Raw genomic sequence first — 24,293 nt, 5'->3', positions numbered from 1 at the left:
TCATCTTTTCGGATCCACTTTCATGAAAGCATTATTTAAATCAGCAACAACCTTAGGTGTGAGCCTTCTTTTAGTATCAGCATTTGTTGCGCAACCTGCATTTGCTAATGGCCCTATTGGCGAACATGTAAATCACTTACAAGCAAATATCAAAGATTACTCAGAAGAAGTTGAATGGATGATCGGCAAAGTCGATACCATGGTAAGCGACTATGAAAGCAAAGGCGTAAAAGCAGTAAAAAGCGATGACCTAATCGAGTATTGGGAATCAGTGAAGTTTCACAGCGCGATTGAAACAAATTTTGTGCCGGTATATGCGTCAATCTGGCAAGGTATTTATGGCGTAAAAATGGCCATTGATAATAACAAGCCGGCGACTGAAGCTCGTAAAGAACAACAAGCGATGAATGCTGCCTTGTGGCAAGGTCTTGGCGCAGTTAAACTAGCGGCGCAATTTCAACAAAAAGGTTTGCTTGCAAACGTTAAAGCAACTGCAACCACAAGCATGACTCAAAGTGCTACAATCGATGAAATTAAACATAAACTTGATCGTGTCATTGCCAAATATGCAGAGCGTTTAAGTGATGAAGCAACCAGCATTGTGCACGATACTTACCTTCACCTATTTGAAGGTGTTGAAGGCACACTTATCGAACAAGATGCCAAACTTGTTGAAATATTAGAAAAAGATTTTAACGTGACACTGCCAAAAGCAATTTCAGATAACAAAAGTGTTGATGAAGTACGCGATGTGGTAAGTAGCATGCACACTAAATTAGACCGCGCCAAGGTATTACTCGAAAAAGCCGAAAAAGCACGTAAGGATGTATTTTAAGTGAAGCGTAGGACCTTTATACAAGGCCTAGCTGCGTTTGGGGCAATCGGTGCATTACCATTGCCTCTTTCTCGCGCACTAGCTGCCAACATAGCAAACCCAGTTTCTGTTGATGACTTACCTAAACTTGAAGGTGAGCTGACCTTATACCTAGGTCGTGGTGAAGGTGGTTTGTATGAAAATGTGCTACAAGCAATTCAAGACAGAAACCCCAACTTTAAACTAGGCATTCGTCGTGGTCCTACAGCAGCTTTAGCCAATACCATTGTTGCTGAAGCAAAAGCAGGGGTGCGTAGAGCCGATTTGTTTTGGGCTGTTGATTCTGGCGCTATTGGCTTGGTTTCAGATGCCGGCCTTGCACAACCTATTCCGAGTGATTTATCAGCGCAGTTGCAACCACAGTTTCGCTATAAAGATTGGGCCCCTGTCACCGGTCGTGTGCGCACCATACCCTATAACACTTCGCGTTTGACCAAAGAGCAAATTCCAACCAGTATTATGGACATTGCTGATAGTGACTTAAGCATTGGCTGGGCACCTGCGTATGCATCGTTTCAATCATTTGTAACGGCAATGCGTATTCTCGAAGGTGACGATAAAACAGCGAAATGGCTGAAAAAGATTAAGAAGCGTGCTAAAACCTATGCCGGTGAGTTGGGTGTAGTAATGGCCGTTGAACGTGGTGAAGTGGATATTGGTTTTGCTAATCACTATTACACCTTACGTTTAAAATCAGGCAAACCAGATGCCAAACTTGATTTAGCATTTACCCAACAAGATGCTGGCTGTTTAGTCAATGCATCAGGTATTTTGGCATTGAACGACGACCCTCTTGCCACTCACTTTATGCGCTATTTATTAAGCATCGAAGTGCAAGGTTACTTGGCTCGTGAAGCCTATGAAATTCCGCTGGTAAATGGTGTCCCTCTACCTGAAGGGTTACCATCTTTAGCCAATATTTCACCACCCAAAGTGGACTTAACACAGTTAGCTGATCTTCGGCCAACCATAGCTTTGATGCGAAATAGCGGCGTACTGTAATGCGACTACCAGCTTCTTACCCAATGGCGCTGCTTGCAGCGCTTATTGTTTTATCTCCTATCTTTATTTTAATAACGCTGGCCACTGATGCCAGCTCTTTGTTTGATAATCATAATTTAAGTATTCTCGGCAATACTTTGTCCTTGATGGTATTAACGGTCATTGGTTCTATTTTAATCGGAGTACCGTTAGCATTTATCAGCGCTTATGTGCGCTTACCGTTTAAAAAAGTATGGTTGGTGTTTTTTGCCGCGCCTCTAGCCATTCCCAGTTACATTGGTGCATTTACGCTTTATGCGGCTTTTGGCTCCGGCGGAGAGATACATAATCTACTTGGTATTGAACTGCCATCGATGGATGGACTCAGCGGCGCAGCTATTGTCATGACTCTTTACACATTTCCATTTGTAATGATGACTACCCGCTCATCTTTACTTAGTCTTGATGCAAGCATGGTTAATGCGGCCCGCACCTTAGGTATGTCGATGACCGAAAGTGTATTTAAAGTCATTTTACCCCGTGTAGTAAATGGCATTGCCGCAGGTTCGTTATTGGTTGCACTGTATACTTTGTCTGACTTTGGCACACCTGCAATGATGCGCCTTGATACCTTTACCCGGGTTATTTATGTCGAGTACAATGCGTTTGAGTTAAGTCGTGCAGCAATGTTATCGTTACAGTTGTTGGTGATTGTGGGCTTTTTACTGTTGATTGAGTCACAAATTAAAACGGCTAGCGAACGCCATGGCCGGCCATTAATTTTGTTTCCTAGTAAGTTGCAACTAGCGGCTATGTTTGCCACTTTTGCGCCTATTTTATTATTAGCCATTGGCTTACCTCTGGCGATATTTTCGCTGTGGTTAGCACGTGATGGCTTTAGCTCATTTGATTTTAGCATCGCGTGGAATTCAGCGTATGCCTCAGCCATTGCTGCAGTGGTTGCGGTGATTGTAGCTATCCCTGTTGCCCATGCTGCACTTAGCGGTAAAGCGGGTCGTATCATGGAGCGTGTTACTTACTTTGGTTTTGGTATTCCAGGTATTGTAATGGGCACCGCGCTAGTTTACGGTGGTTTGCAATTGCCGTTTTTATATCAAACATTAGGGCTGTTGATCATTGCCTATATGCTGCGTTTTTTACCCTTAGCGGTAGGCTCTGTGCGCACTAGCACTGAGCACCTTGATCCAAGTTTAGTTAAATCTGCGCGGGTCTTAGGCGCCAGTCCGCGCGAAGCATTTACCCGCATAACTTTACCACTAACAATGCGTGGGATCATAGCCGGTGCCGCTTTAGTATTTTTAGAATCCATGCGTGAATTAGAAGCAACCTTATTACTTGGCCCAACTGGCTTTGAAACACTATCGACTTATTTATGGCGTGTTTATGAGGCGGGCTATTTTGGTCGTGCTGCTATTCCTGGGTTATTGTTAGTACTGATTTCTGCGTGCGGTTTAGCTATTATGATGTCTGGCGAAAAACGTAACCAACTCGAACATTGAGGATTTAAATACAAATGCTATCTGTAAGCCAGTTGTCTATAGATTATGGCAGTAACCGTGTAGTAAGCGACCTAAATTTGTTGCTTGGTGAAAGTGAAATTCTCATGCTAGTAGGCCCTACGGGCTGTGGTAAAAGCACAATTTTACAAGCGCTCGCCGGACTAATTCCTATTAGCGAAGGTGAAATTAACTTAGGTAAATGGCAGGCTACCCCTAAATTGACTGTGCCACCTGAGAAACGCAGCGTAGGTATGGTATTTCAAGACTTTGCGTTATTCCCTCATTTAACCGTTGAGCAAAACATTGGCTTTCGTTTAAAAGATACCGCCGTTGCTGATCATTGGATAGCCCTACTGGGTCTTGATGACTTTCGTCATAAAAAGCCAGCCACCCTTTCAGGCGGTCAAAAACAACGAGTTGCACTAGCACGTACCCTTGCCCACCAACCTGACTTTGTGTTACTTGATGAGCCGCTTTCAAACCTTGATGCGGCACTAAAAGATATGCTGCGCTGGGATATCCGAAATGCCCTGAAAAAAGCTGGCGTGCCTGCAATTTGGGTGACTCATGATCAAGAAGAAGCTTTATCAATAGGCGATCGTGTGGGTGTGCTCAAGGCCGGAAAAATCCAGCAACTTGATACTCCTGAGCGTTGTTTTAGTGTGCCCAACAATCGCTTTGTTGCACGTTTTTTAGGTGAAGCAAGTTTCATTAACGGTTTTTTTGAGAATAATCAAGCAACTACAGCCATCGGCAATGTGCCCGCTCAGGGCGTAGATTGCCAACAAGGTGAGGTGGATGTCCTACTTCGCCCCGACGATGTAATGCTAGTACAAGGTGAGATCGGCAACAACGGTGTGGTCGTATGGGTACGCTTTGAAGGAGGGAGTCGTTTATGTGCAGTAGAGCTTGCCTGTAAAACAGTGGTTACTAGCCGCGTAAGCCACGAAGTCGTTGTATACCCTGGCGATAGCGTGCACGTATCGTTAAGTACTTCGCATCCACTCGCGGTGTATAAACGAGCAATCTAAACTCACTTTAACGCTTAAGTTACAACACTAAAAAAGCCCATATAGATGGGCTTTGCTGTAGGTGCTTTACTTTTTTAATATGATAATTTTAACGACACCCTTGGCTATTAAAATCAACCACTAGACTTGCACCAGTACTATTGCCCGACACCTTTAAATAACCCCAATATTGGCTTTGATCACTAATATAAATACATTCGCTATTGCCGCTATTACTGGACTGAGCCTGTTCATTACTGCCATTTGGCCAGCTGCTGTTTGAATAACTTAGGCTGATGTCGCCACTGCCATTAGCGGTAGTTATCGCCACACCACTTTGACTTTGTACGTCAGCAATACTAAACCACATAGGATCGCTGTTACCCAAACAAATCACTTCACCGTCATTTAAACGGCCATTGCTACGACTACCTTGGGTAGCACATGCATCAGGTACACTACTACTTACTCCTGTGTATGAAGCGGTTAATTTCACATTATCAAACATGTTATAGCCACGAATCATTACTTGATAAACACCTGCTTGCGCAGGATTTATTACACATTGTTCACTATTACCACCGACATAAGGACGACAATCATAACTATCCATTGTTGGTGTAGCAGCATAACTCACATATAAATCAGCATCGCCCGTGCCACCACTTAAGCTAAACACTAAGTCGCTGGCACCTTGCGGTACATCAAAGCTGAAATACAACAGCTCATCTTGCTCGCCAGCAATAGTCATTGGTTGAGCGTTTATCAACTCGCCGTTACCAACGCTGCTATCCTCTTCAATACTAGCCAATGTTGATGCGGTTTGGCTGGCACCTTGGTTATCAACAACCGTTAACGATACGCTATATTGTCCTGATGTTGTATAAGTATGCACCGGGTTTGCTTGATTAGAACTACTGCCATCACCAAAGCTCCACTGATAACTAACAATTGAGCCGTCACTGTCAATACTGCCATTGCTCGTAAAATTGATCTCATTGTTTTGCATACCGGCATAAGGTCCATTGATGTATGCGATTGGTGGCGTATTAGTGGTTGTACCTGCAACTAAGTCATCACACCATTGTACAAACTCGTTTTCATAATTATTTGCCCACTGCACAGTTTTCGCTTTATAAGCACTCCAATTACCAATGCGTGTATCTGCAAGCATGGCATTAATTTCACTGTAATGGCGTTCGAACATAAAGCGCACAGCTAAGTAACCCCAGCGATAAATACGGTCTTGATCAAAACCGTCATAGTTAGTGGCAAATACTTGCGCTAAGGTATAACGCGAACCATCACTGATGGTATTTTTAGCGGCGTCATTATTATCAAGATTAGCAACATATTCTGCAACGCCTTCTGACCACCACACAATATCTTCAGTTGGTGAATTAAAGTTTCCATATAAGTCAAAACGACCATCTAAGTAATGCACATATTCATGCTCTAGATTCCACACGTAATGCTCAGCATTGGCGTAGCTCGCCTCATAGGCAATAAAATTTGCTTGATTACCCACAACTGCGGGGTCACCTTCTAAATACATGCCGCCATTATTGGTGTTAATGCCAAAAATCGCACCTGCGTATTTACTATAATCATCGCTGCTATCAAATATATTTACTTGTAAAAAACTATTGTTATCATCGGCAACTGGGGCGTTATTGGTGGCAAGTTTAGTGTGAAATAAACCTTCTTCTGCGCCCATTGCAGCACATGCAGCTGTATGTTGTGCTGCAGTCATATTTTGTGAGCGAATTTTAATAGTGCTACTACAGCTATAATTTTGCGAAAGCGCTTGCTGAGTAAGTTCATCAACAAAGCCACAAATACCATAGTCATTACAATCAGCGTAATAACTGACAGAATCTGCCGCCGCAAGCCATACTGCATCACCATAGCCAAAGCTGTTATAAGTACTAAAAACCGCTTTTAAGCCAGTATCAACAGTAGCTTGAATAGCAGTGTCGGAATATTGCTTAAGGCGCGCAAGCTCACTGGCTGCATTAACAATTAAATATTGTGCGTCAGAGTCAATCATCCACTGCTTTTGGGTAAATGCATTCAGCTTAGTAACTAAATCAGTATCGCTAGCTACAGCTGTAACAAATGCATCATTCCACTGGCCGCGATAAAGCAAAGTAAAAATACCATTCACCGCACTGCGTATATTCCATTTTGCAGCATAGCTTTCGTTAAAACGCGTTAGCCACTGTTTCACCACATACAAGTAACGATGTTGCTGTTCAGCGCTGTCCATCGTAATGATCACTTCAGAAAGCGTTTTACCGTGGCCGTCATTATCGTCATAAAAATGGCTGTTGTTTACAAAAGCATCTATCGCATCAATTACGGCAGGCGTAACCCAAGAGCTAAAGCTCACGTTGTCGTTGTAAAATTCCGCATAAAAACCAGCTCGTAAATATAGGAACAATGCCTCGAGTTCAATGTCACCACCGCCAGCATAAGTCTGTGAGAGTGACTTTGCATGATTAGCAACCGCATACATATTATCAGAACTAAATACTAGGCTCTGAGTTGATGCTGATGCACTAAATAGTTCATTAACACAGCCACTACCTTGATTTTTAAGCTCAGTAATAATGCTCGTTGAACTAGCATTAGCCAGTGCATTTAAATCGCAGCTGACTGTGGCCGCTTGGCTACGCATCATTAACATACTAAATTTTTGGGGTTGTGATTGCAGCTGTGCTATTGGTGCTTTTTCATTATGGCCGTGTTCAACGCCATGATGATGCACACGTTCAACAATCGCAGCTTGTGGCTTGAATACGCGCTGATGGGTCGTATTAGCAAGCGCCATAGAGCTTGCCCCTAGTAACGGTAACGCCAAAATCAATCTATTCATTTTCATAATTTACCTTTGATAAATTTTATTATTTCAATCCAGAACGGGTTATCGAGGACGCAATTTGCAACATATAATCGCCATTACATACAATATACTTTGCCTAAAACTAAAAAAACTTAATTCATTAGTTGTAGCAAAATAGAAAACACCAGCACTTTACCATCAAAAAGGGTACATATGTAAAGATATAAATGATAAGGCGACTTTGTGAAAAATCACCCAAACAGTAACGTGTGAGTTAGTAAGCTAGCAGATATAAAAAAGCCAGTACTTTATTATTAATAACAACCACTTTCTAGTTCATTCTTGTTCCTAATACCTAATTACGTAACTTGCTATACACGCTACAATATAATTAACACTTTGATTTAGCGTGAAATATGGTAATTTATTAGTGAATCGCGTTCACTATCATGAGAAGTCGTATGACCCAAAAAAAACATTGGACATTAAAAAGCATCGCCAAAGAATTAGGCGTTTCTAACGCCACCGTTTCAAATGCATTTAATCGTCCAGATCAACTATCAAAAAGTCGTCGCGAGTCTATTTTATTGGCGTGTAAAGAGCTTGGCTATTTTGGCCCCAATAAAGCAGCGCAGTCATTACGCCGTGGTAAATTTAATATTGTTGCGCTGGTATTACCTGACAGTATTGAGTATATGGTGTCGGATCCTGTGGCCAGTAGTTTTATGCGTGGTGTGGCTTCTATCCTTGAAAAAAACAATATTAACTTATTATTATTTTCGGGAAATAGTCAAAACCTTAACAGCGTATTAGATTTTGTTGATGGCTTTATTTGTTATGGCCGTCCGCGCAATCAATCACTTGTAGATCAATTAAAAATTGTACCCAAACATGTGGTTACCGTTGATTTTGATATTGATCGTAATGCCTCAGTAAACATAGATAACGAACAAGCTAGTTATGAAGTGGCCAAACACGTATTAAAAAGCAGTGCTGATCAGGTCGCTATATTGGGACTGCGGTTATTAGATGAAAATGTATTGTGTCGTGTATATGAGCACCATGAATGCGAAGCCGGTCAATCAATTGCACATCAAAGATTACGAGGTTATCAAAAAGCATTAAGCGAAGTTAACATTACCTTAGGTGACGATAGAACTTGGAATATTCCAGAAAGTAGCGAACGTTATGCAAGCATCGCAGCAAAAGAAGCGCTCAACTGCATACCTAGACCCAATGTATTACTTTGTATGAGTGATCTTATTGCCCTCGCGGCAATTCGCGAAGCAGTTAAAATAGGTATAAAAATACCCCAAGAATTGCGAATTGTTGGATTTGATGGCATTGATGAAGCGCAGCGCTCTATGCCAACATTAACAACTATTCATCAAAATAGTGAAGAAAAAGGAGCATTAGCAGCTAATTTATTTATTAGCAAAAAAGAGCAAAAAGCACTTATCAACTACCAATTACAGTTAGGTCATAGTGGCTGATAAGTGACTGATTGTAAGGTTAACTTAGTTTAACAAATCATTTAGTGAGGTGAGTATTTGCTCATTCCCAGTGCGTTCAATTATTAACGCTTCGCGACGTGCAAAATTAACTTTTAGGACAATTTCACTGTCGTTTAATAGCCACTTTAAAGCACAACTATTGTCATCACCTTCAACACTAAACTCACCTGCAAAGGCACTGTGAGTATTACGTATCTCAATTAATTTTAGTAATCCCTGTACAACAGGCTTTGCAAGAGACTGCGCAATGATATCAGCATCTAAATATGGACGATTAATATCACGACCTACATTTGATTTTGCTAGTAACGCCATATCATTTTCAGCTGCGAATAAGCCACCGTAGTAAACTTGTGGTACGCCGGGTGCAAAAAATTGAATCGCGCGCGCAACTAAATAGTCAAAATCATTTGCACCTAACGCATTGTAATAAGTGCAATTTACTTGGTACAAGTCGACATTACTGGCAGCAGCCCCAGTTGCTTGGCGGCTTTGGTTATTGCTATTTGCATGAATAGTTTCAACTAGATTATCAATTTGCGCTGCATTTAATAATCCTGGCTTATCACCCATTGGACCCGCATCAATAATACCAATGCCATCATGGGTATCGAGTACTGTTAAGCAATTACGTGGTGAAATATTTAACCACTTTACAAGTGCATCACTGTTATTGGTAAATAAGCTGTGTAAAATCAATGGTGGTAATGCGAAGTCATAAACCATATTGACCCGCTTTGCGACGTCAACTTGAGTTTGATAATGGCTGTGGATTTCAGCAATTGTTTCCATACCCAATGCATTAGCTTGCGCCGATAACTTATCTAAATAATCAAACGTTTCATCTAGCATAAAGCAGTTTGTGCCGGCTTGCTTAATCGCGTAACCCGCCGCATCTAAACGAATAATATTAACGTTATTAGCAGAGAACTTCGTTAATACATTATTTAAATACGCAATGCCCGCAGCAACTTTAACATTAATGTCGATTTGATTATCGGTAAACGTGGTCCAAAAATCATACGTTTGACCATCGCCACATGGCATTGGAGTAAAACAACTGCCAGGGCGCGGGCGATAAATCGCTTTTTGCTCGGCGTCGCTCATGCCATTTGGAAAGACATCTTCTTTAGTTAAAAATAAATCCCAAAACGAAGATGCTTTGCCTTTTGCCAGTACGTCCTGAAACTGAAAAGATTGCGCCGATACGTGGTTTACAATCAAATCGGCCATCAGATCATAGTCTGCGCCTAACACTTGAATGTCTTGCCAAGTACCGATCCGTTCATCCACGGCACTATGATCAATAGGGTCAAAGCCTGCATCACTACCATCAATTGGATTATAGAAGGGCAATAGGTGCACACCTCCAAATACGCCGTGTAATGGGCCATTTAAAAGTGTGGTCAATGCGTTGATATCTTGACCAGTGATCCGATCAGCGTATGTGATCAATTGAACTTTATTCTTCATCATTGTGTGATTACCATGTTGAAACTTAATCGATTAAGATATATCTTTAACTAGCGAGTGAGAATTTACAAGTAATTTTTAATAATTTTACATACAAAAATCGTGGCTTACGTAATACTACAATAAGTAACTAACTGACTTACTGAGTGTTAACTGAGCATTTAACGAGGAAAAAAGTACATGACAAAATCACACACACACGTAAGCAGCGACCCGTTGCAACAAATACGCTGGCTTACATATATGATGTTTTTTATGTTTGCCATGACTTCTGATGCGGTGGGCATGATCATACCTGAACTTATAAAAGAGTTTGGTTTAAGCATGACCCAAGCAAGCGCGTTCCATTATGCACCTATGGCGCTAATTGCTTTTAGTGGATTGTTTTTAGGTTTTTTAGCAGACAGTTTAGGGCGTAAAACAACCATCATGCTAGGCCTTTTAATATTTTCGGCGAGCTGTTTCTTGTTTGCGTTTAGCACCAGCTTTACCTTCTTTTTATTGCTACTTTGCTGCATAGGCTTAGCCATTGGTTTATTTAAAACGGGTGCGCTTGCGTTACTTGGTGATATTTCACATAGTAACGAAGATCACACTAAAACGATGAATAAGGTAGAAGGCTTTTTTGGCATAGGCGCCATTGTAGGGCCAGCTCTAGTAGGCGTCTTACTGGTGCAAAATGTAAGCTGGACTTACCTGTACATTATTGCAGGTGTAATGTGTTTAATTCTCGCTTTACTAGCGTGGCGTGCAGACTACCCAGCCGTTGTAAAAACCACAGCAAAGCCCACTTCGCTTGCCACCACCATGAAAATGATCAAAAATCCGTATGCGCTAGGTTTTTCTCTGGCAATTGCCCTTTATGTGGCCACGGAGGTTGCTATTTATGTATGGATGCCTACGCTGTTAAAAGATTACACTGGCTCTTGGCCACTACTTGCAACCTATGCATTGACAATATTTTTTGTACTGCGTGCCGCAGGGCGATTTATTGCCGTATGGTTACTAAACCGCTATAGCTGGCAAGGTGTTATGGCCTATTTAAGCTTAGGCATTGCGCTGTGTTATGTCGGTACATTATTCGGTGGCGTTGATTGGGCTGTGGGTTTATTGCCGCTTTCGGGGTTATTTATGTCGATGGTTTATCCGACTTTAAACTCTAAAGGTATATCCTGCTTTGCAGTGCAACAGCACGGTGCTGTGGCGGGCGTGATATTATTTTTTACCGCACTTTCGGCGGCTTTAGCACCCTTGTTCATGGGTATGATCAGCGATTACTTTGGCCATGTGCGTTACGGTTTTTATTTAGCTACGGGCTTTGCTGTCATTTTATTTTTAGCTATGCTGTTTAATTATTTTAAAGATCCATCAGCAACGGCTTTACAGCAAGATAACCCTGTAACTGAGTAAACCTATATTCTAAGACAATAAAAAATACTTTATAAATCAATGAATGAATAAAAAAAGAGCAAATTAAGCACAAAATAATTTGCTTCTTGTAAAATATTTGTTATTTTTACTTAATCGATTAAGTAAAAATACAAATCCAATTGGGTTCAACACAACGAGGCGTAACCATGACAACACACAACACACCTTTATATTTAATCAGTGCATTAGCACTTGCCGTAAGCCAAGGCGTACATGCGCAACAACAAGATCAAAATTCTCAAGTACAAGCTAACAAAGGTCTTGAAACAATCGTTGTAACTGGTGTACCACGTCGTACAACGATTATGGCATCAAGCGTATCAGTCAGTAGCTTGTCGCTTGAACAGGTTGAAGTGTCTACACCTCGCTCAACCGCTGAGGCGTTTAGAATCATTCCGGGTATTCGCGCAGAATCGACCGGTGGTGAAGGTAACGCAAACATTGCTGTGCGTGGTTTACCTGTGGCATCTGGCGGTGCGAAATTTTTACAATTACAAGAAGACGGTTTACCTGTACTGCAATACGGTGATATCGCTTTTGGTAACGCTGATATTTTTATGCGCTTAGATAATACCGTACAAACAATCGAATCAATTCGTGGCGGCTCAGCATCGACGGCTGCAAGTAATGCACCTGGTGGCATTATTAACTTTATTTCTAAAAATGGTGAAAACGAATCAGGCAGCGTATCAACTACTCTGGGCCTCGATTACGATAGCGTTCGTACAGACTTTGAATACGGTACTTACCTAAGCGATAGTGTACGTTTTCATGTCGGTGGCTTTGTTCGCCAAGGTGAAGGTCCACGCGAAACAGGTTACACATCAAATAAAGGCGGGCAAATTAAAGCCAACCTAACCAAAGATTTTGAAAACGGCTATGTTCGAATTTATTACAAGCATTTAGATGATAAAAGCGTAGGTTACTTACCGATGCCAATGTATGCAAATGGCGATTCTATCCCTGGGTTTGACGCACAATCGGATACACCACACTCGGCATTATTTACAAAAACAGTGCGTCTAAACGGCGAAAACCAAATTAGCAGTGGCGATATTCGCGACGGTATGAACCCTAACGTTGACTCAATTGGCTTTGAAGCAGTATTTGACTTAGATAATGATTGGCGTATCGAAAACCGTTTTCGTAAATCATCTGTAAGCGGTAACTTTAATTCACTTATTCCTGCTGAAGTAGGCAGTGCAACGTCGATTGCAGAAAGTATTGGCGGCGCAGGTGCAACACTCAGCAATGCAAATACTGGGGCTGCATTTAAAGACAATTTAGCAATGCGTATTCATACGTTTGACGTCACAATGAACGACTTTGACTCTATTGTGAACGACTTTAAATTGACTAAATCGCTCGATGACGACACCAGCATTACGTTTGGTTACTACGCATCAACGCAAAACATTGCCATGTCGTGGTTATGGAACTCTTATCTAATGGAGCTTAAGGGCGATAACGCAGCCTTATTAAATGTCACAGCTGCCGATGGTACTGAGTTTTCTGAAAATGGTTTATACGCATACGGAACACCTTTTTGGGGTAACTGTTGTCAGCGTGATTACGACACAGAATACGACACTCGCGCCCCGTACGTTGCATTTTCTACAAAACTTGGCGATGTAAGTATTGATGCAAGTGCCCGTTACGATAGTGGCGAAGCTCGCGGTAATTACGCAGGTGCAGTAACCTCTACAGTTGATATGAATCGTGATGGTGAAATATCCGTTCCTGAACAAAATGTTGCAGGCATTGATATTACTAATGCCAGCCCAGTTAACTACGACTGGAACTACACATCTTATTCAATTGGTGCTAACTATCAAATTGACCCAAGTCTGGCAACATTTGCTCGTATCAGTAAAGGCGGACGAGCGAATGCTGACCGACTATTATTTGGTAAAGTACGTGCAGATGGCTCTGTTGCGAAAGAAGATGCTGTAGATGAAGTTAATCAATATGAGTTTGGGGTTAAAAAACGTTTTGATTCCTTCTCTGTATTTGCAACTGCTTTTTATGCAGAAACTGAAGAGCAAAATTTTGAAGCTACATCACAAACCTTTTTCGACCGTGAATACGAAGCCAAAGGGATTGAGATTGAATCAACTTACTTCATCGATGCGTGGGATTTTCGCGGTAACTTAACCTGGACCGATGCTGAAATCGTTAAAGATGCACTAACACCGGAAGTAGAAGGTAATACGCCTCGACGCCAAGCAGATTTAATTTACTCACTAATGGCGCGTTATAGCTACGAGAAAGGTGCAGCTGGTGTAAGCTTTATTGGTACTACCGATGCATACGCTCAAGACAACAACGACCTTAAATTTGATGGTTACACCCAAGTAAATGGCTTTGTAAGCTACGATTTATCTGAAAACCTTAGCATCGCGCTTAATGTAAATAACCTATTTGATACAGTCGGTATTACTGAAGCCGAAGAAAGTTCTATCCCAGATAATAATATTATTCGTGCCCGCACTATTAACGGCCGTACAACGTCACTAACACTTAAATACCTATTTAATTAACCGAGCTTTAGTATTTTTAAGCGCTGAATAATGTATTTTCAGCGCTTGATCTCCTAACATCTATTTACCTTGAAAGACTCTCCCACTACTTTTGACCTAGCCCTTGCTAGGTTTTTTAGGATTTACAATATGACCAAATTACTTAGCCTTGGCGAGCTGCTTATTGATATGCTGCCGCAAGATTCTCAAAACAGTGCTTATTTGCCCATTGCTGGCGGCGCTCCTGCCAATGTAGCGGTAGGTTATGCCAAACTGGGCGGCAAAGCGGCTTTTTGTGGCGGTATGGGCGATGACTATTTTGCTAAACAATTAAGTAAATCGCTTGCGCAATATAAGGTAAGTACAGAGTACTTATTTACAATTAAAGACTCTCAAACGGCCGTGGTTATTGTCAGTTTGGATGAAACCGGTGAACGCAGCTTTAATTTTTATCGCCACAATACCGCCGATTTACTGTTAACGAGTGAGCATTTAAACCATATCAAATGGGATGAATTGAGTACCCTACACTTTTGTTCCAACACGTTAACTAGTTTAGCCATTGCGCGCACCACGATCAATGCTTTAAAGCTGGCTAAAAAGAACCATAAGCTAGTCAGCTTTGATGTGAATTTACGCTATAGCTTGTGGCAAAATAGCAATGACATTGAGCAAAATGTACACGCGTGTTACGCCTATTGCGATATAGTTAAGCTATCGCGGGATGAGCTAAATTTTTTAGCTGAGCAAACACAGCAAACACCTGATGATTACTTGCAATCGATTCTAGATACGGATGTTAGCTTAGTGTTTTTAACCGATGGTCCCGCGCCTGCAACCGTTTACCATAACGCATTTGCATTTACTGAAGCTGCACCAATTATTACGGCGGTTGATACCACCAGTGCGGGCGATGCGTTTATTGCCGGGGTTTTGTATTATTTAAATCATAATGATGAAAATATATTGCTCACGGATAAACTCAACAATCAGCAAATAGTAAAACGCGCTTTAAATTTCGGCCTTCGCTGTGGTTCAAAAGCCTGTTTAGCCAAGGGAGCATTTCCCGCATTACCAATGTTAGTTGATGTAGTTTAAAAGATTAAAGCCCATGTTAATGCCAGTTAATTAGTATTGACTGGCATGAAACAATAACAGCGCTTGGTATTTACAGTATTTTATAAATACCCTACTCTTCTAGCCACTCAATTGCAGCTGTCGCATTTTCAAAATAGGCCATTTCACCTGATACAACGCGGTTTCCTATTTTAGCAATATTGGACTGCCATTTTTTATTGCCATAAATAGCAACTTTTTTCAGCTCTTTATTGTGTTTTATACCTAACTTTAAATCATCCCATGCGGCTCTAAAGCCACCGCCCTGAAACTCGATACTATCAATGAGTACATTTATTATTGGCTGTTTTACTTGCGATAAGGCTGAATCAATCATCGGGGGGATGGTTTTATAATCTTCGTGAGTAAGCTTGCCAACCGCTTTTAAGGTTAAGAAAAACTCACGGCCTGCGCCTTCAATATCAATAGATAAACCATGGTTTAAATGTGTCATAACTTAGTCTCATTTATACGTTAAGGTTTGAGAATACGTTAAGTTAGATTAATAAATTATGAAGCAAATCAAAATACAGCTGGAAAAGTAAAAAGTGAGCATTTGCTCACTTTTTATATAAGCTTTAAGGGTTTTCCAAGCGATGAATTTGCTTATCTGCATCCGTTAAATGACCTGTTTTAAGCCAAACTTTTGCGCCTTCACTGCCTGCTTTAGCATTAACCATGCTGTTTATGGGAACTCTTAACCAACTGTTTTTTACAAGTGTATCGCCCTGCTCTTCAAGTGAACCTTCAAGTACTAAAAGCTCAGCCCCACCGGGTGCATTTATCGCTATCTCGGCGTTCGCTTTAAAATGCATTAAACTCACCTCTTCAAAGGCGTCTTTATAAAGAGGAGCTACATTTACATCACTAAACTCAGGGTGAGGAACACCTTGCATGGTATTAGTTTGTAAACGTACATGCTCTCTGTCCTCTGGCTGAAACTGCCATAATTTTACAAATATAACGCAGCCGCTTTCGGAGCCTGGAGTATGCTTTGATTCGGGCGGATTACGAATATAAGAACCCTTGGGGAAATCACCATGTTCATCTTGAAAAACACCTTCAAGCACAATAAATTCTTCACCGCCGGTATGTGTATGGGCAGAAAAATGGCTATTTGGCGCATAACGTACAATGCTGGTTGCGCGTGCAACCTCATCGCCTACTCTATCAAGTGGACGCCTATCAACACCCGCCATCGGTGACGCTATCCACTCGAGTGATTCACTGTGCACGACAACACGTTTGCTAAAGTCTGCTGCAATTTTCATATTTGCCTCCAAATTATAAATCTATTTAGCAATACTTGGACGCTGCGCGACCTTTTGTTGCCATGCAATTAAATGTGATAGCTCACTTGGAATAACAATTTGTGCAAAGCCTGCAAACACCAGACCGGCGTACAAAGTAATATCTGCAACAGTAAATTGCTCACCGGCAACATAAGCAGAATTGGCTAACACTGTATTAAAATAAACAAAACCTTGGTGCGCTTTTTCACCTTGCTTTGCTCCCCAAGCAACATTTTGATAGGTTTCAAGTGCTGGGCCTAAACCATCCGTTGCATGATGAAAGTAACTGGCTACCGCATCAAGGACCATTGACTCCGCACGCTTTTGCATCATATTAATCACCGCGCGTTCTTTTGCCTCAATACCCGTTAATGAAGGGCCAGCAAAAGTGGTATCAATATATTCAGTAATCGCGGTGCATTCCGCTATATATGTCCCGTCATCTAGCTCTAAAACAGGCACGCCTGCTAAGGGGTTTTTAGCTAAAAAGGCTTCAGTACGATGCTCACCATTTAATAAATCAACAGCAACAAATTCAACTTTGTCAGTCGCATTTTTTTCAGCAAGAGCAATACGTACACGTAATGGATTAGGAAAGTTTTCTACGTCATAAATTTTCATAATTATCTCTTTATATTTTTAACCACAGTTTGAACTAATATTGGTAAGATCAAGCCGCCTACCTACTGATAGGTAATTTATATTAATATCTAGATTTTTGCAAACTTAAAAAATAAAAGAGCTTGAATATAACTACCTACTGGTTGATAATTTTTTGCAGCGATATGAAGGAAGTTTTAAAATGACAAAAAAAGCAGCCCTGTTAAAAGCAGCAGAAAATAAGGTTAGACTTGGTGGCTATAGCAATTTTAGCTTTAGAGAGTTGGCGAATGAAATTGGTATTAAAAGTGCGAGTGTGCATTATCATTTTCCAACCAAAGCTGATTTAGGTGCTGAACTCGCGCATCAATATACGGATGCCTTTATCGCTGTGCTTGGCGAACCGGAGGCACACAAAGCAAACGGTAAAAACCCTATTGATATTTACACGCAATTATTTACAAACGCGTTAGTTATAGATAAAAAGATGTGTTTATGTGGCTTACTTGGCGCACAAAGTGACAGTCTTCCTGATAAAGTGCGCGATGAAGTAAAACGCTTTTTCATTAAAAACTTAGCCTGGTTAACTCAAGCACATAAAATAAATGGAGAGCTTAATCCTGAACGTGCCGCGATTAAAACAGTGAGTTTATTAGAGGGCGCGATGATGATCAGTAAGACCCTTGACGATATTAGTTACTTTGAACAAGCCATTTTCTAACAGGCATTACGTCACTTTAGAACTATAAAAAAAAGCGAGCTTTACAGCTCGCTTGTTACGTCATTAATACACTGCAGTGTATTAATTTACACGCACTTTATGTTTTGAATGTACTATAGCTAGTGCAATAAATCCTACCACAGCAACCACAACACCAATTGGTTTGCCCATATCACTTGATAAGTTAAGGCCAATTGCAGCGGTCATGATGTACGATAACGTAACGGCTGTAGCTATTACTGCAGGAATACTCGCAATCCAATGGAATGTTCCACGGTCAAATAAGTACTTAGTCGCAAGCCATAACACACTCGTAGAAAGCAGCATGTTTGAAAATGCGAAGTAGCGCCAAATAACAGAGAAATCGAGTTTTGTCATAAAGTATGCGATTGCTAAAATTGGCACCGCAAGCAATAAACGATTACGCAAACTTTGCGGAATATTAAACGCATCAACCACGGTTAAGCGCAGTGAACGAAACGCCGTATCACCTGAGGTAATTGGGAATACTGCTACTGCAATAATCGCCATAATTCCACCAAACACACCTAAATAACTGTTTGCTATATGATTAACCACTAAACCTGGGCCGCCTAAATCAAGCATTGCTTTTAAACCTGCATAGCCTTCTGGGAACGCAGCAATACCAGCCAGTGCCCATACACAACCAACAATACCTTCACACATCATTGCGCCATAATAAACTGGACGAACGTATTTTTCGTTAGTTAAGCAACGTGCAATAATTGGTGCTTGCGTAGAGTGAAAACCACTAATCGCACCACAGGTTATGGTAATAAACAATAATGGCCAAGTAGGTAATCCATCTGGATTTGGAGTTAAAAAGTCGTGGGCATGATCAGCTTCAAAATACGCTAAAAAATCACCTGCTACTGGTAAATGCGGCGCATTAATTAACAGTGATACAGCAATTGCAACTGTCATCACAATCATTAATAAACCAAAAACAGGGTAAAATTTAGTAATGATTTTATCAATTGGCAGTAAAGTAGCTAAAAAATAATAGGCCAAAATTGCCAAAACCCAAAAGGTATTATTGGCAAATATAGTATCTTTAAATACGTCTAAGTTACTTAATAATCCAGCGGGGCTCATTATGAATACCACGCCGACAAAAAACAGTAACATCGCCGTAAATATTAACATAAAGCCTTTAAATACAACGTTATAATATTTACCTGCAATTTCTGGTAAGCTTTTGCCATCCTCTTTGATACTCATAACACCTGAGTAAAAGTCGTGTACAGCTCCACCTAATACATTACCGAGTACGATCCAGACCAAAGCAATTGGTCCATATAGAGCACCTAGAATAGGGCCAAATATTGGGCCTACCCCTGCAATATTTAAAAACTGAATTAAAAACGCACGAACAGGATGAATTGCAACATAGTCAACACCTTCGCTAAAGCGTTTTTGTGGTGTATCAATGGTGGCGTCCATACCAGCTTGTTTTTCTACAAAGGGACTGTAGAACTTGTAACCTAATATTAAAATAGTCAGGCAGATAAAAAAGATGATCATAAGCACGTTTCTCTTTTTGTATTATAGAGCGCGTTGTCAGTCGCCCCGAATTTCAAACTATGGGTAATCGTTGAACGTTAGCAGAGCCTGTTAAAATCCACAATACGACTATCTGATAATATTATTAGATGTTTGAAGTGCCGAGTTTAACTATCAGGAACAATATAGTAGGCAATAAAAAAGCCTTGCAGGGGAACAGCAAGGCTTGGGACTTCACGGGGAATTATTTAAATGTTAAGTGCACTTATTCAAATGTCACTGTTACGATATTTGAACATACATCTGCTGTAACACAAACTTGGTAATCATAGGCTGGCAAAGTTGCATTACGTAAGAAGTCACGGTGACGGCCGTTATCAGTCGTTGTTCCTACAAGCTCACCATTACGATATACATTAAGTGACTGAGCACCCACTTGTTCCCAGCTAAGATCAACACGCATAGTATTAAGGCGTGTTTTATTGGCACGTACCAAACTCAACTCTATCTCAACATCACTCACAACCACGGTTTGCGTTGTTGTATCAGTATTGCCTTCGCTATCAGTAACCGTAAGACTAACGTCATAATTACCTGCTTGTGCATAGGTATGAGCGGGGCTTGCATCGGTTGACGTTGCACCATCACCAAAGTCCCAGCTCCACTGCGTGATATCATCATTTGCATCACGGCTGCTGTCTGTAAAGCTCACAGAAAGACCTTGTGCATCAAACTCAAAACCGGCCTCTGGTGGCTGCGGGCTGACTTCACCAATGGCACTAAATGTAAGTGACCAATTATTCAGCGTACCTGTATCTGCTGCATAGGTATCTTCAATATGTAATACCCAATCACCCGTTGCCACTTCACCATTAAAATCAGCTAAAGAGTAGCTTTGAACTATATCATCTGCGCTACCGCCTGATTGACTATGTAATGTAGAGCTTGTTCCGCTAGGCGAAGTTAACGTAACGATTAAATCACCAATGTAAGTATGTGAAATATCAATACTCGCTTGAGTTGCAAAAACAGTCAGTGGATCATTTACGGTGATCACAGAATCAACACCGTCAACATTGTTATCGGGGATTGCTACTGCGGTATCATTCGTATAGGTAAAATCATTTAAGCCAACAGGATCAACTAATAAGCTTACTGACTTCTGCTTAGCCAACTCGCCAGAAGATGCATTTACGCTAAAGTCATAGCGCCCCCATTGTGTTGACTCTTGAGTTGGCACACTAAGTATCACCACATCACCAGGCGTTGCAGTGTTTGCTGATAAACTAGCACCAGCTAAATCGCCAATTAATTCAAGATCTACAACCCCTTGCCACTGGGCAATTGAGCCAATTTCAAATGTATATGTTGCCGTTTCACCGGCAGTGATCTGCTGAGCTGTTGGTGTAACAGATAGTTTAAAGCTTGGTGTAGGGTCTGCCTGCTCAAGAGCTTGATTAGCGTTTAAGCGTTTGCCCGATACGGTCTTCCCTGCCAGTTGTGCATTATCATCGCCACTATCCATAAGCAGCTGTTTAAGCTCACTTGTTGATAAGTCAGGATTGAGTGATAGTACCAAAGCAGCGACACCCGCAACATGCGGTGTGGCCATTGATGTACCAGAGTAAGTGGCATAACCATTACCCGGTACGGTTGATAAAATAGCGCTCCCTGGTGCGGCTAAATCAACACTGGTTAAACCCCACTGTGAAAAGTCTGACATATTATCGTTACGATCAGTGCTGGCCACTGACAACACGCTTTCATGCTCATAATTGGATGGATAATGTGGATTTTGATCATTATCAACGGCGTCATTACCTGCAGCGGCAACAAATAAAATGTCAGCTTGTTCGCTGGCGGTTATCGCATCAGCAAGCGCTTGGCTAAAGCCACCACCGCCCCAACTATTATTTAGTACGCGAACATTTACACCCGCATTTTTCAGACTCACCATATAGTCAATACACTTAATAGCGTCGGATGTAGAGCCACTGCCTGATGCATCTAAGAACTTACAACCAACAATCGCCGCTTCATGATTAACACCCACAACACCATTATTGTTATTACCTGCAGCGCCGATTGTCCCTGAGACATGCGTACCGTGACCTTGGTCATCCATTGGGTCGCCAACATTTGTAATGGCATTAATACCATGCACGTCATCAATGTAGCCATTACCATCATTATCGATGCCATCGCCTGCGATTTCATTCGGGTTTATCCACATATTTGCCGTTAAATCACTATGACTGTGATCTACACCAGTATCGATAACGCCCACAACGACATCTTTGCCACCTGTTGTAATTGACCATGCTTCGAGTGCATCTATATCCGCATCGGCCGTCCCACCAGATTGGCCTTCATTGTGTAACCCCCACAACTTTGAAAAATCAGGGTCATTGGGAGCCGTAGCAATACTCACGCGATAATCTGGCTCAACATATTCAACCGCTGCATGTGTTTGCAGTAATTTAATTGCTTGCTTGGTGCTCATGCCAGTTACTTCAAACTTAGCTAAACGACCAGATAAAATCGACGAATAGTTGTCATCAACACCATCTTTATTTAAATCACTTACTTTAGCTTTTACTAAACTGCGGGCTTGACTACGCATTGCCACAGAAGTGCCTTTTTTATACATAACGAGCAATGAGTCTTGAGAAGCTCGTGCTGAAGGCTCTGCAGCAATGGTTGTTACTTGTGCTGCAGCTAAACATGGCAAAATAGCCAAGCTTAAAATAGATAATTTAGTTTTCATATTTTGTATCCATAGTTAGAAATATTAACTTAGCTTTGTTACTAAGTTTCGCTAACTTCACTACTTTTGAAATATCACTGGCAAGCACCATAAATGACAGAGAAAACCTAAACCAGACAAGAAAAATTCAATAAATTACTAAAAAACCAGTCTTTAACACTGTTTTTAACGGTCAATTTATTAACAACACAATCGTTTTTATGAGTAATTAGCGCTCAGTAGATGCCTTACTCGCCTCATCTTTTATTACCAGATTATTCAACATTCCAAGCTGATTACGGTGGAAAACAAGTAAGCAATTGAAAAGAAAGTAGATTAAAAATCATAAAAAGAGATGATTTCGAATATTACGTTTACACAATAAAGTTAACCGTCAATTGGTAGCAGTGCGTAAGTAAAAAAGCATTAATTGCATAAAACACAACACTGCATATCAATATAATTCTTCACTCACTTTTGTATGAGTGAGCTTTTTGCTCTTGATATCACAAAACTTAAATCGGCAAGGCATGCCGAACAAACTATGCAGAACATTAAGGTATCCACAACCCATTAATGACTGCTCTAATAATTATAAGTTAAGGAAAAATCATGAAGTTAAATAAATCTTTATTGACATGTGCAATCGCAGTTGCATTAAGTTCAAGCTTTGTTGCACACGCAAATATCGACGATAAAAACCAATCAACCTCTGTATTAGCAAGTCAAGTGTCAACTACTGCGGTAGGCAATGTCCTCACTATTGAACAAACATCATTGCAAGGTATGGGTAACGATGTAATGGTCACGCAACAAGGTGATGGCCTTGAAGCAAACGTAACAAGTTTAGGCGATAACAACAGCATTAATGTTGATCAAAAACAAATTCAAAACTTGTCTTTAACGTACGTAATAGGCGATAACAACACCCTAAGTCACAGCCAAGATGGTGAAGTTAATGGCGCTCTATCAGACATAACAGGCGATGATAACTCAGTCAATGTTGCGCAGTTTGGCACGGGCTTTTTTGGTATTAATAACGAAGCGATTAACGTAGTTCAAGGTGATGCTAACGACATTGCAGTTACTCAGCAAGATGGCGGCCATTGGTTTTATAATTTGGATTTGCAAGGTAATAGCAACAAAATTAGCGCATCTCAAGCAGGCCTTTTAAATGAAGCAACGCTGGCAACTATTAGTGGTGACGAAAACACCATTGAAGTTACTCAAAACGGCTTGTTTAACGCTTTTACACTTACTGAACTCGTTGGTAATACGAATGAAGTAGTAATAGCACAAGAAGGTAATTTCAACGGCGTTACGGTTACTTCTGTTCGCGGCGATGAAAACAGCTTAGAAATCGAACAAGCGGGTGATTCAAATACTGCGACTTTTGCAAGTGTTGAAGGAAACGAAAACACCCTATCAATCGACCAAGAAGGTAATACCAATACCTTCACATCTGAGTTATTTGCCGGTAATGACAATCAAGTTTCGGTTGATCAACAACAAGATAATAATCAAGTTGGGGCTGATGTATTAGGTGATAACAATGAACTCACTGTTATGCAAAATGGCTCAATGAACGAGACCTACTTGGGCACAATTGGCGCTGACAATGAATTCTCAAGCGTTCAAATTGGTAACGAAAACAGCGCTCACATCGCTAATTTTAATGGTCAAGGCAACGACGTTGATTTAGCTCAAGCCGGTGACATGAATACCGCTTTAATTCAATCTTCGTACCCTGACACATCGCTTACTTCAAACGATAATGACATTAATATCAGTCAATTAGGCAGCACAAATGAAGCAACATTAACCTTTGCAAGTGTGCTAAATAGTAATAACAATAGCGTTGATTTTAGCCAAAGTGGCGACCTGAATGCGATTGATTTAGTTATGGAAGGCAGCAACCATTCTATTGATATTTCGCAGCAAGGCGATATGAATATGGTAGCAGGTATCGATACGGGTGCATTTATCGTTGGTGGTGACAACATCAACTTCACAGTCACACAAGTAGGCAATGGCAACTTAGTTGAAGGTGCTATTACCGCTTCTAACACTTCAGTCGTGATCACCCAAGTGGGCGATTACAACACAGCAACTGTGAGCCAAGAATAA

Annotated in this window: 17 protein-coding genes; 10 read left to right on the top strand and 7 right to left on the bottom strand. The window is 41.0% G+C overall.

Going from position 1 to position 24,293, the window contains the following annotated elements:
- Nucleotides 1-22: 22 nt before the first annotated feature.
- From H5187_RS05610 to H5187_RS05595, 4 genes are read left to right on the top strand one after another with little or no spacing between them, the layout of a single operon-like run.
- Nucleotides 23-835, top strand: coding sequence for a hypothetical protein (locus H5187_RS05610; RefSeq protein WP_182717622.1), 813 nt, complete (start codon nt 23-25; stop codon nt 833-835).
- Nucleotides 836-1,876, top strand: coding sequence for an extracellular solute-binding protein (locus H5187_RS05605; protein WP_145234493.1), 1,041 nt, complete (start codon nt 836-838; stop codon nt 1,874-1,876).
- On the top strand, nt 1,876-3,375 hold the full coding sequence (locus H5187_RS05600) for an iron ABC transporter permease (RefSeq protein WP_149981801.1): 1,500 nt from the start codon (nt 1,876-1,878) through the stop codon (nt 3,373-3,375). The genes H5187_RS05605 and H5187_RS05600 overlap by 1 nt, the downstream gene beginning before the upstream one ends.
- 14 nt (nt 3,376-3,389) lie before the next feature.
- Nucleotides 3,390-4,406 carry an ABC transporter ATP-binding protein gene (locus tag H5187_RS05595; protein ID WP_182760781.1) on the top strand — a complete coding sequence of 339 codons (1,017 nt, stop codon included), beginning with the start codon at nt 3,390-3,392 and terminating at the stop codon, nt 4,404-4,406.
- Between the two features lie 88 nt (nt 4,407-4,494).
- Here the strand turns inward: H5187_RS05595 and H5187_RS05590 are convergent, their stop codons facing one another.
- Nucleotides 4,495-7,269 (bottom strand): collagenase, encoded by a 2,775-nt coding sequence (locus tag H5187_RS05590; protein ID WP_182717625.1) that lies wholly within the window; start codon nt 7,267-7,269, stop codon nt 4,495-4,497.
- Nucleotides 7,270-7,691: 422 nt separating this feature from the next.
- On the opposite strand from H5187_RS05590, the gene H5187_RS05585 reads away from it, so the two are divergent.
- Nucleotides 7,692-8,723 (top strand): LacI family DNA-binding transcriptional regulator, encoded by a 1,032-nt coding sequence (locus tag H5187_RS05585; RefSeq protein WP_149981804.1) that lies wholly within the window; start codon nt 7,692-7,694, stop codon nt 8,721-8,723.
- Between the two features lie 24 nt (nt 8,724-8,747).
- Here H5187_RS05585 and gtfA read toward each other — a convergent pair whose 3' ends face one another.
- Nucleotides 8,748-10,220: a sucrose phosphorylase gene (gene gtfA, locus H5187_RS05580; protein ID WP_182739485.1), complete on the bottom strand. Its 1,473-nt coding sequence runs from the start codon at nt 10,218-10,220 to the stop codon at nt 8,748-8,750.
- 177 nt (nt 10,221-10,397) lie between these two features.
- Here gtfA and H5187_RS05575 point away from each other — a divergent pair, with 177 nt between their 5' ends.
- The 3 genes from H5187_RS05575 to H5187_RS05565 all read left to right on the top strand — a co-directional run bounded on the left by H5187_RS05575 (nt 10,398) and on the right by H5187_RS05565 (nt 15,265).
- Entirely contained in the window at nt 10,398-11,627 is a 1,230-nt protein-coding gene (locus H5187_RS05575) for a sugar MFS transporter (RefSeq protein WP_149981806.1), read from the top strand.
- A 167-nt stretch (nt 11,628-11,794) separates the two neighbouring features.
- A complete protein-coding gene (locus tag H5187_RS05570) occupies nt 11,795-14,188 on the top strand; it encodes a TonB-dependent receptor domain-containing protein (RefSeq protein ID WP_182739484.1) in 2,394 nt (797 codons plus the stop codon).
- A gap of 129 nt (nt 14,189-14,317) precedes the next feature.
- Nucleotides 14,318-15,265, top strand: a complete 948-nt coding sequence (locus H5187_RS05565) for a carbohydrate kinase (protein ID WP_182797629.1) — start codon at nt 14,318-14,320, stop codon at nt 15,263-15,265.
- 91 nt (nt 15,266-15,356) lie between these two features.
- On the opposite strand, the gene H5187_RS05560 is transcribed toward H5187_RS05565, so the two are convergent.
- The 3 genes from H5187_RS05560 to H5187_RS05550 all read right to left on the bottom strand — a co-directional run bounded on the left by H5187_RS05560 (nt 15,357) and on the right by H5187_RS05550 (nt 17,196).
- Nucleotides 15,357-15,737 carry an STAS/SEC14 domain-containing protein gene (locus H5187_RS05560; RefSeq protein WP_182739483.1) on the bottom strand — a complete coding sequence of 127 codons (381 nt, stop codon included), beginning with the start codon at nt 15,735-15,737 and terminating at the stop codon, nt 15,357-15,359.
- 124 nt (nt 15,738-15,861) lie between these two features.
- A complete protein-coding gene (locus H5187_RS05555) occupies nt 15,862-16,554 on the bottom strand; it encodes a cupin domain-containing protein (protein WP_182797628.1) in 693 nt (230 codons plus the stop codon).
- A 21-nt stretch (nt 16,555-16,575) separates the two neighbouring features.
- A complete protein-coding gene (locus H5187_RS05550) occupies nt 16,576-17,196 on the bottom strand; it encodes a glutathione S-transferase family protein (RefSeq protein WP_182717631.1) in 621 nt (206 codons plus the stop codon).
- Nucleotides 17,197-17,377: 181 nt separating this feature from the next.
- Here H5187_RS05550 and H5187_RS05545 point away from each other — a divergent pair, with 181 nt between their 5' ends.
- The gene (locus tag H5187_RS05545; RefSeq protein WP_182797627.1) at nt 17,378-17,896 is read left to right on the top strand and encodes a TetR/AcrR family transcriptional regulator; all 519 of its coding nucleotides are present in this window, start codon (nt 17,378-17,380) and stop codon (nt 17,894-17,896) included.
- A gap of 81 nt (nt 17,897-17,977) precedes the next feature.
- Here H5187_RS05545 and H5187_RS05540 read toward each other — a convergent pair whose 3' ends face one another.
- A complete protein-coding gene (locus tag H5187_RS05540) occupies nt 17,978-19,441 on the bottom strand; it encodes a carbon starvation protein A (RefSeq protein WP_149981813.1) in 1,464 nt (487 codons plus the stop codon).
- 244 nt (nt 19,442-19,685) lie between these two features.
- Nucleotides 19,686-22,187 carry a S8 family serine peptidase gene (locus tag H5187_RS05535; protein WP_182797626.1) on the bottom strand — a complete coding sequence of 834 codons (2,502 nt, stop codon included), beginning with the start codon at nt 22,185-22,187 and terminating at the stop codon, nt 19,686-19,688.
- A 591-nt stretch (nt 22,188-22,778) separates the two neighbouring features.
- Here H5187_RS05535 and H5187_RS05530 point away from each other — a divergent pair.
- Complete coding sequence (locus H5187_RS05530) at nt 22,779-24,293, top strand: curlin (protein WP_182797625.1); 1,515 nt, start codon at nt 22,779-22,781, stop codon at nt 24,291-24,293.

It is taken from the genome of Pseudoalteromonas sp. SG44-1, from assembly GCF_014164315.1.
GTDB classification, from domain to species: Bacteria; Pseudomonadota; Gammaproteobacteria; order Enterobacterales; family Alteromonadaceae; genus Pseudoalteromonas; species Pseudoalteromonas rhizosphaerae.
Note: the sequence above shows the minus strand (reverse complement) of the source record. Positions and strands in the feature narration are given on the sequence as shown.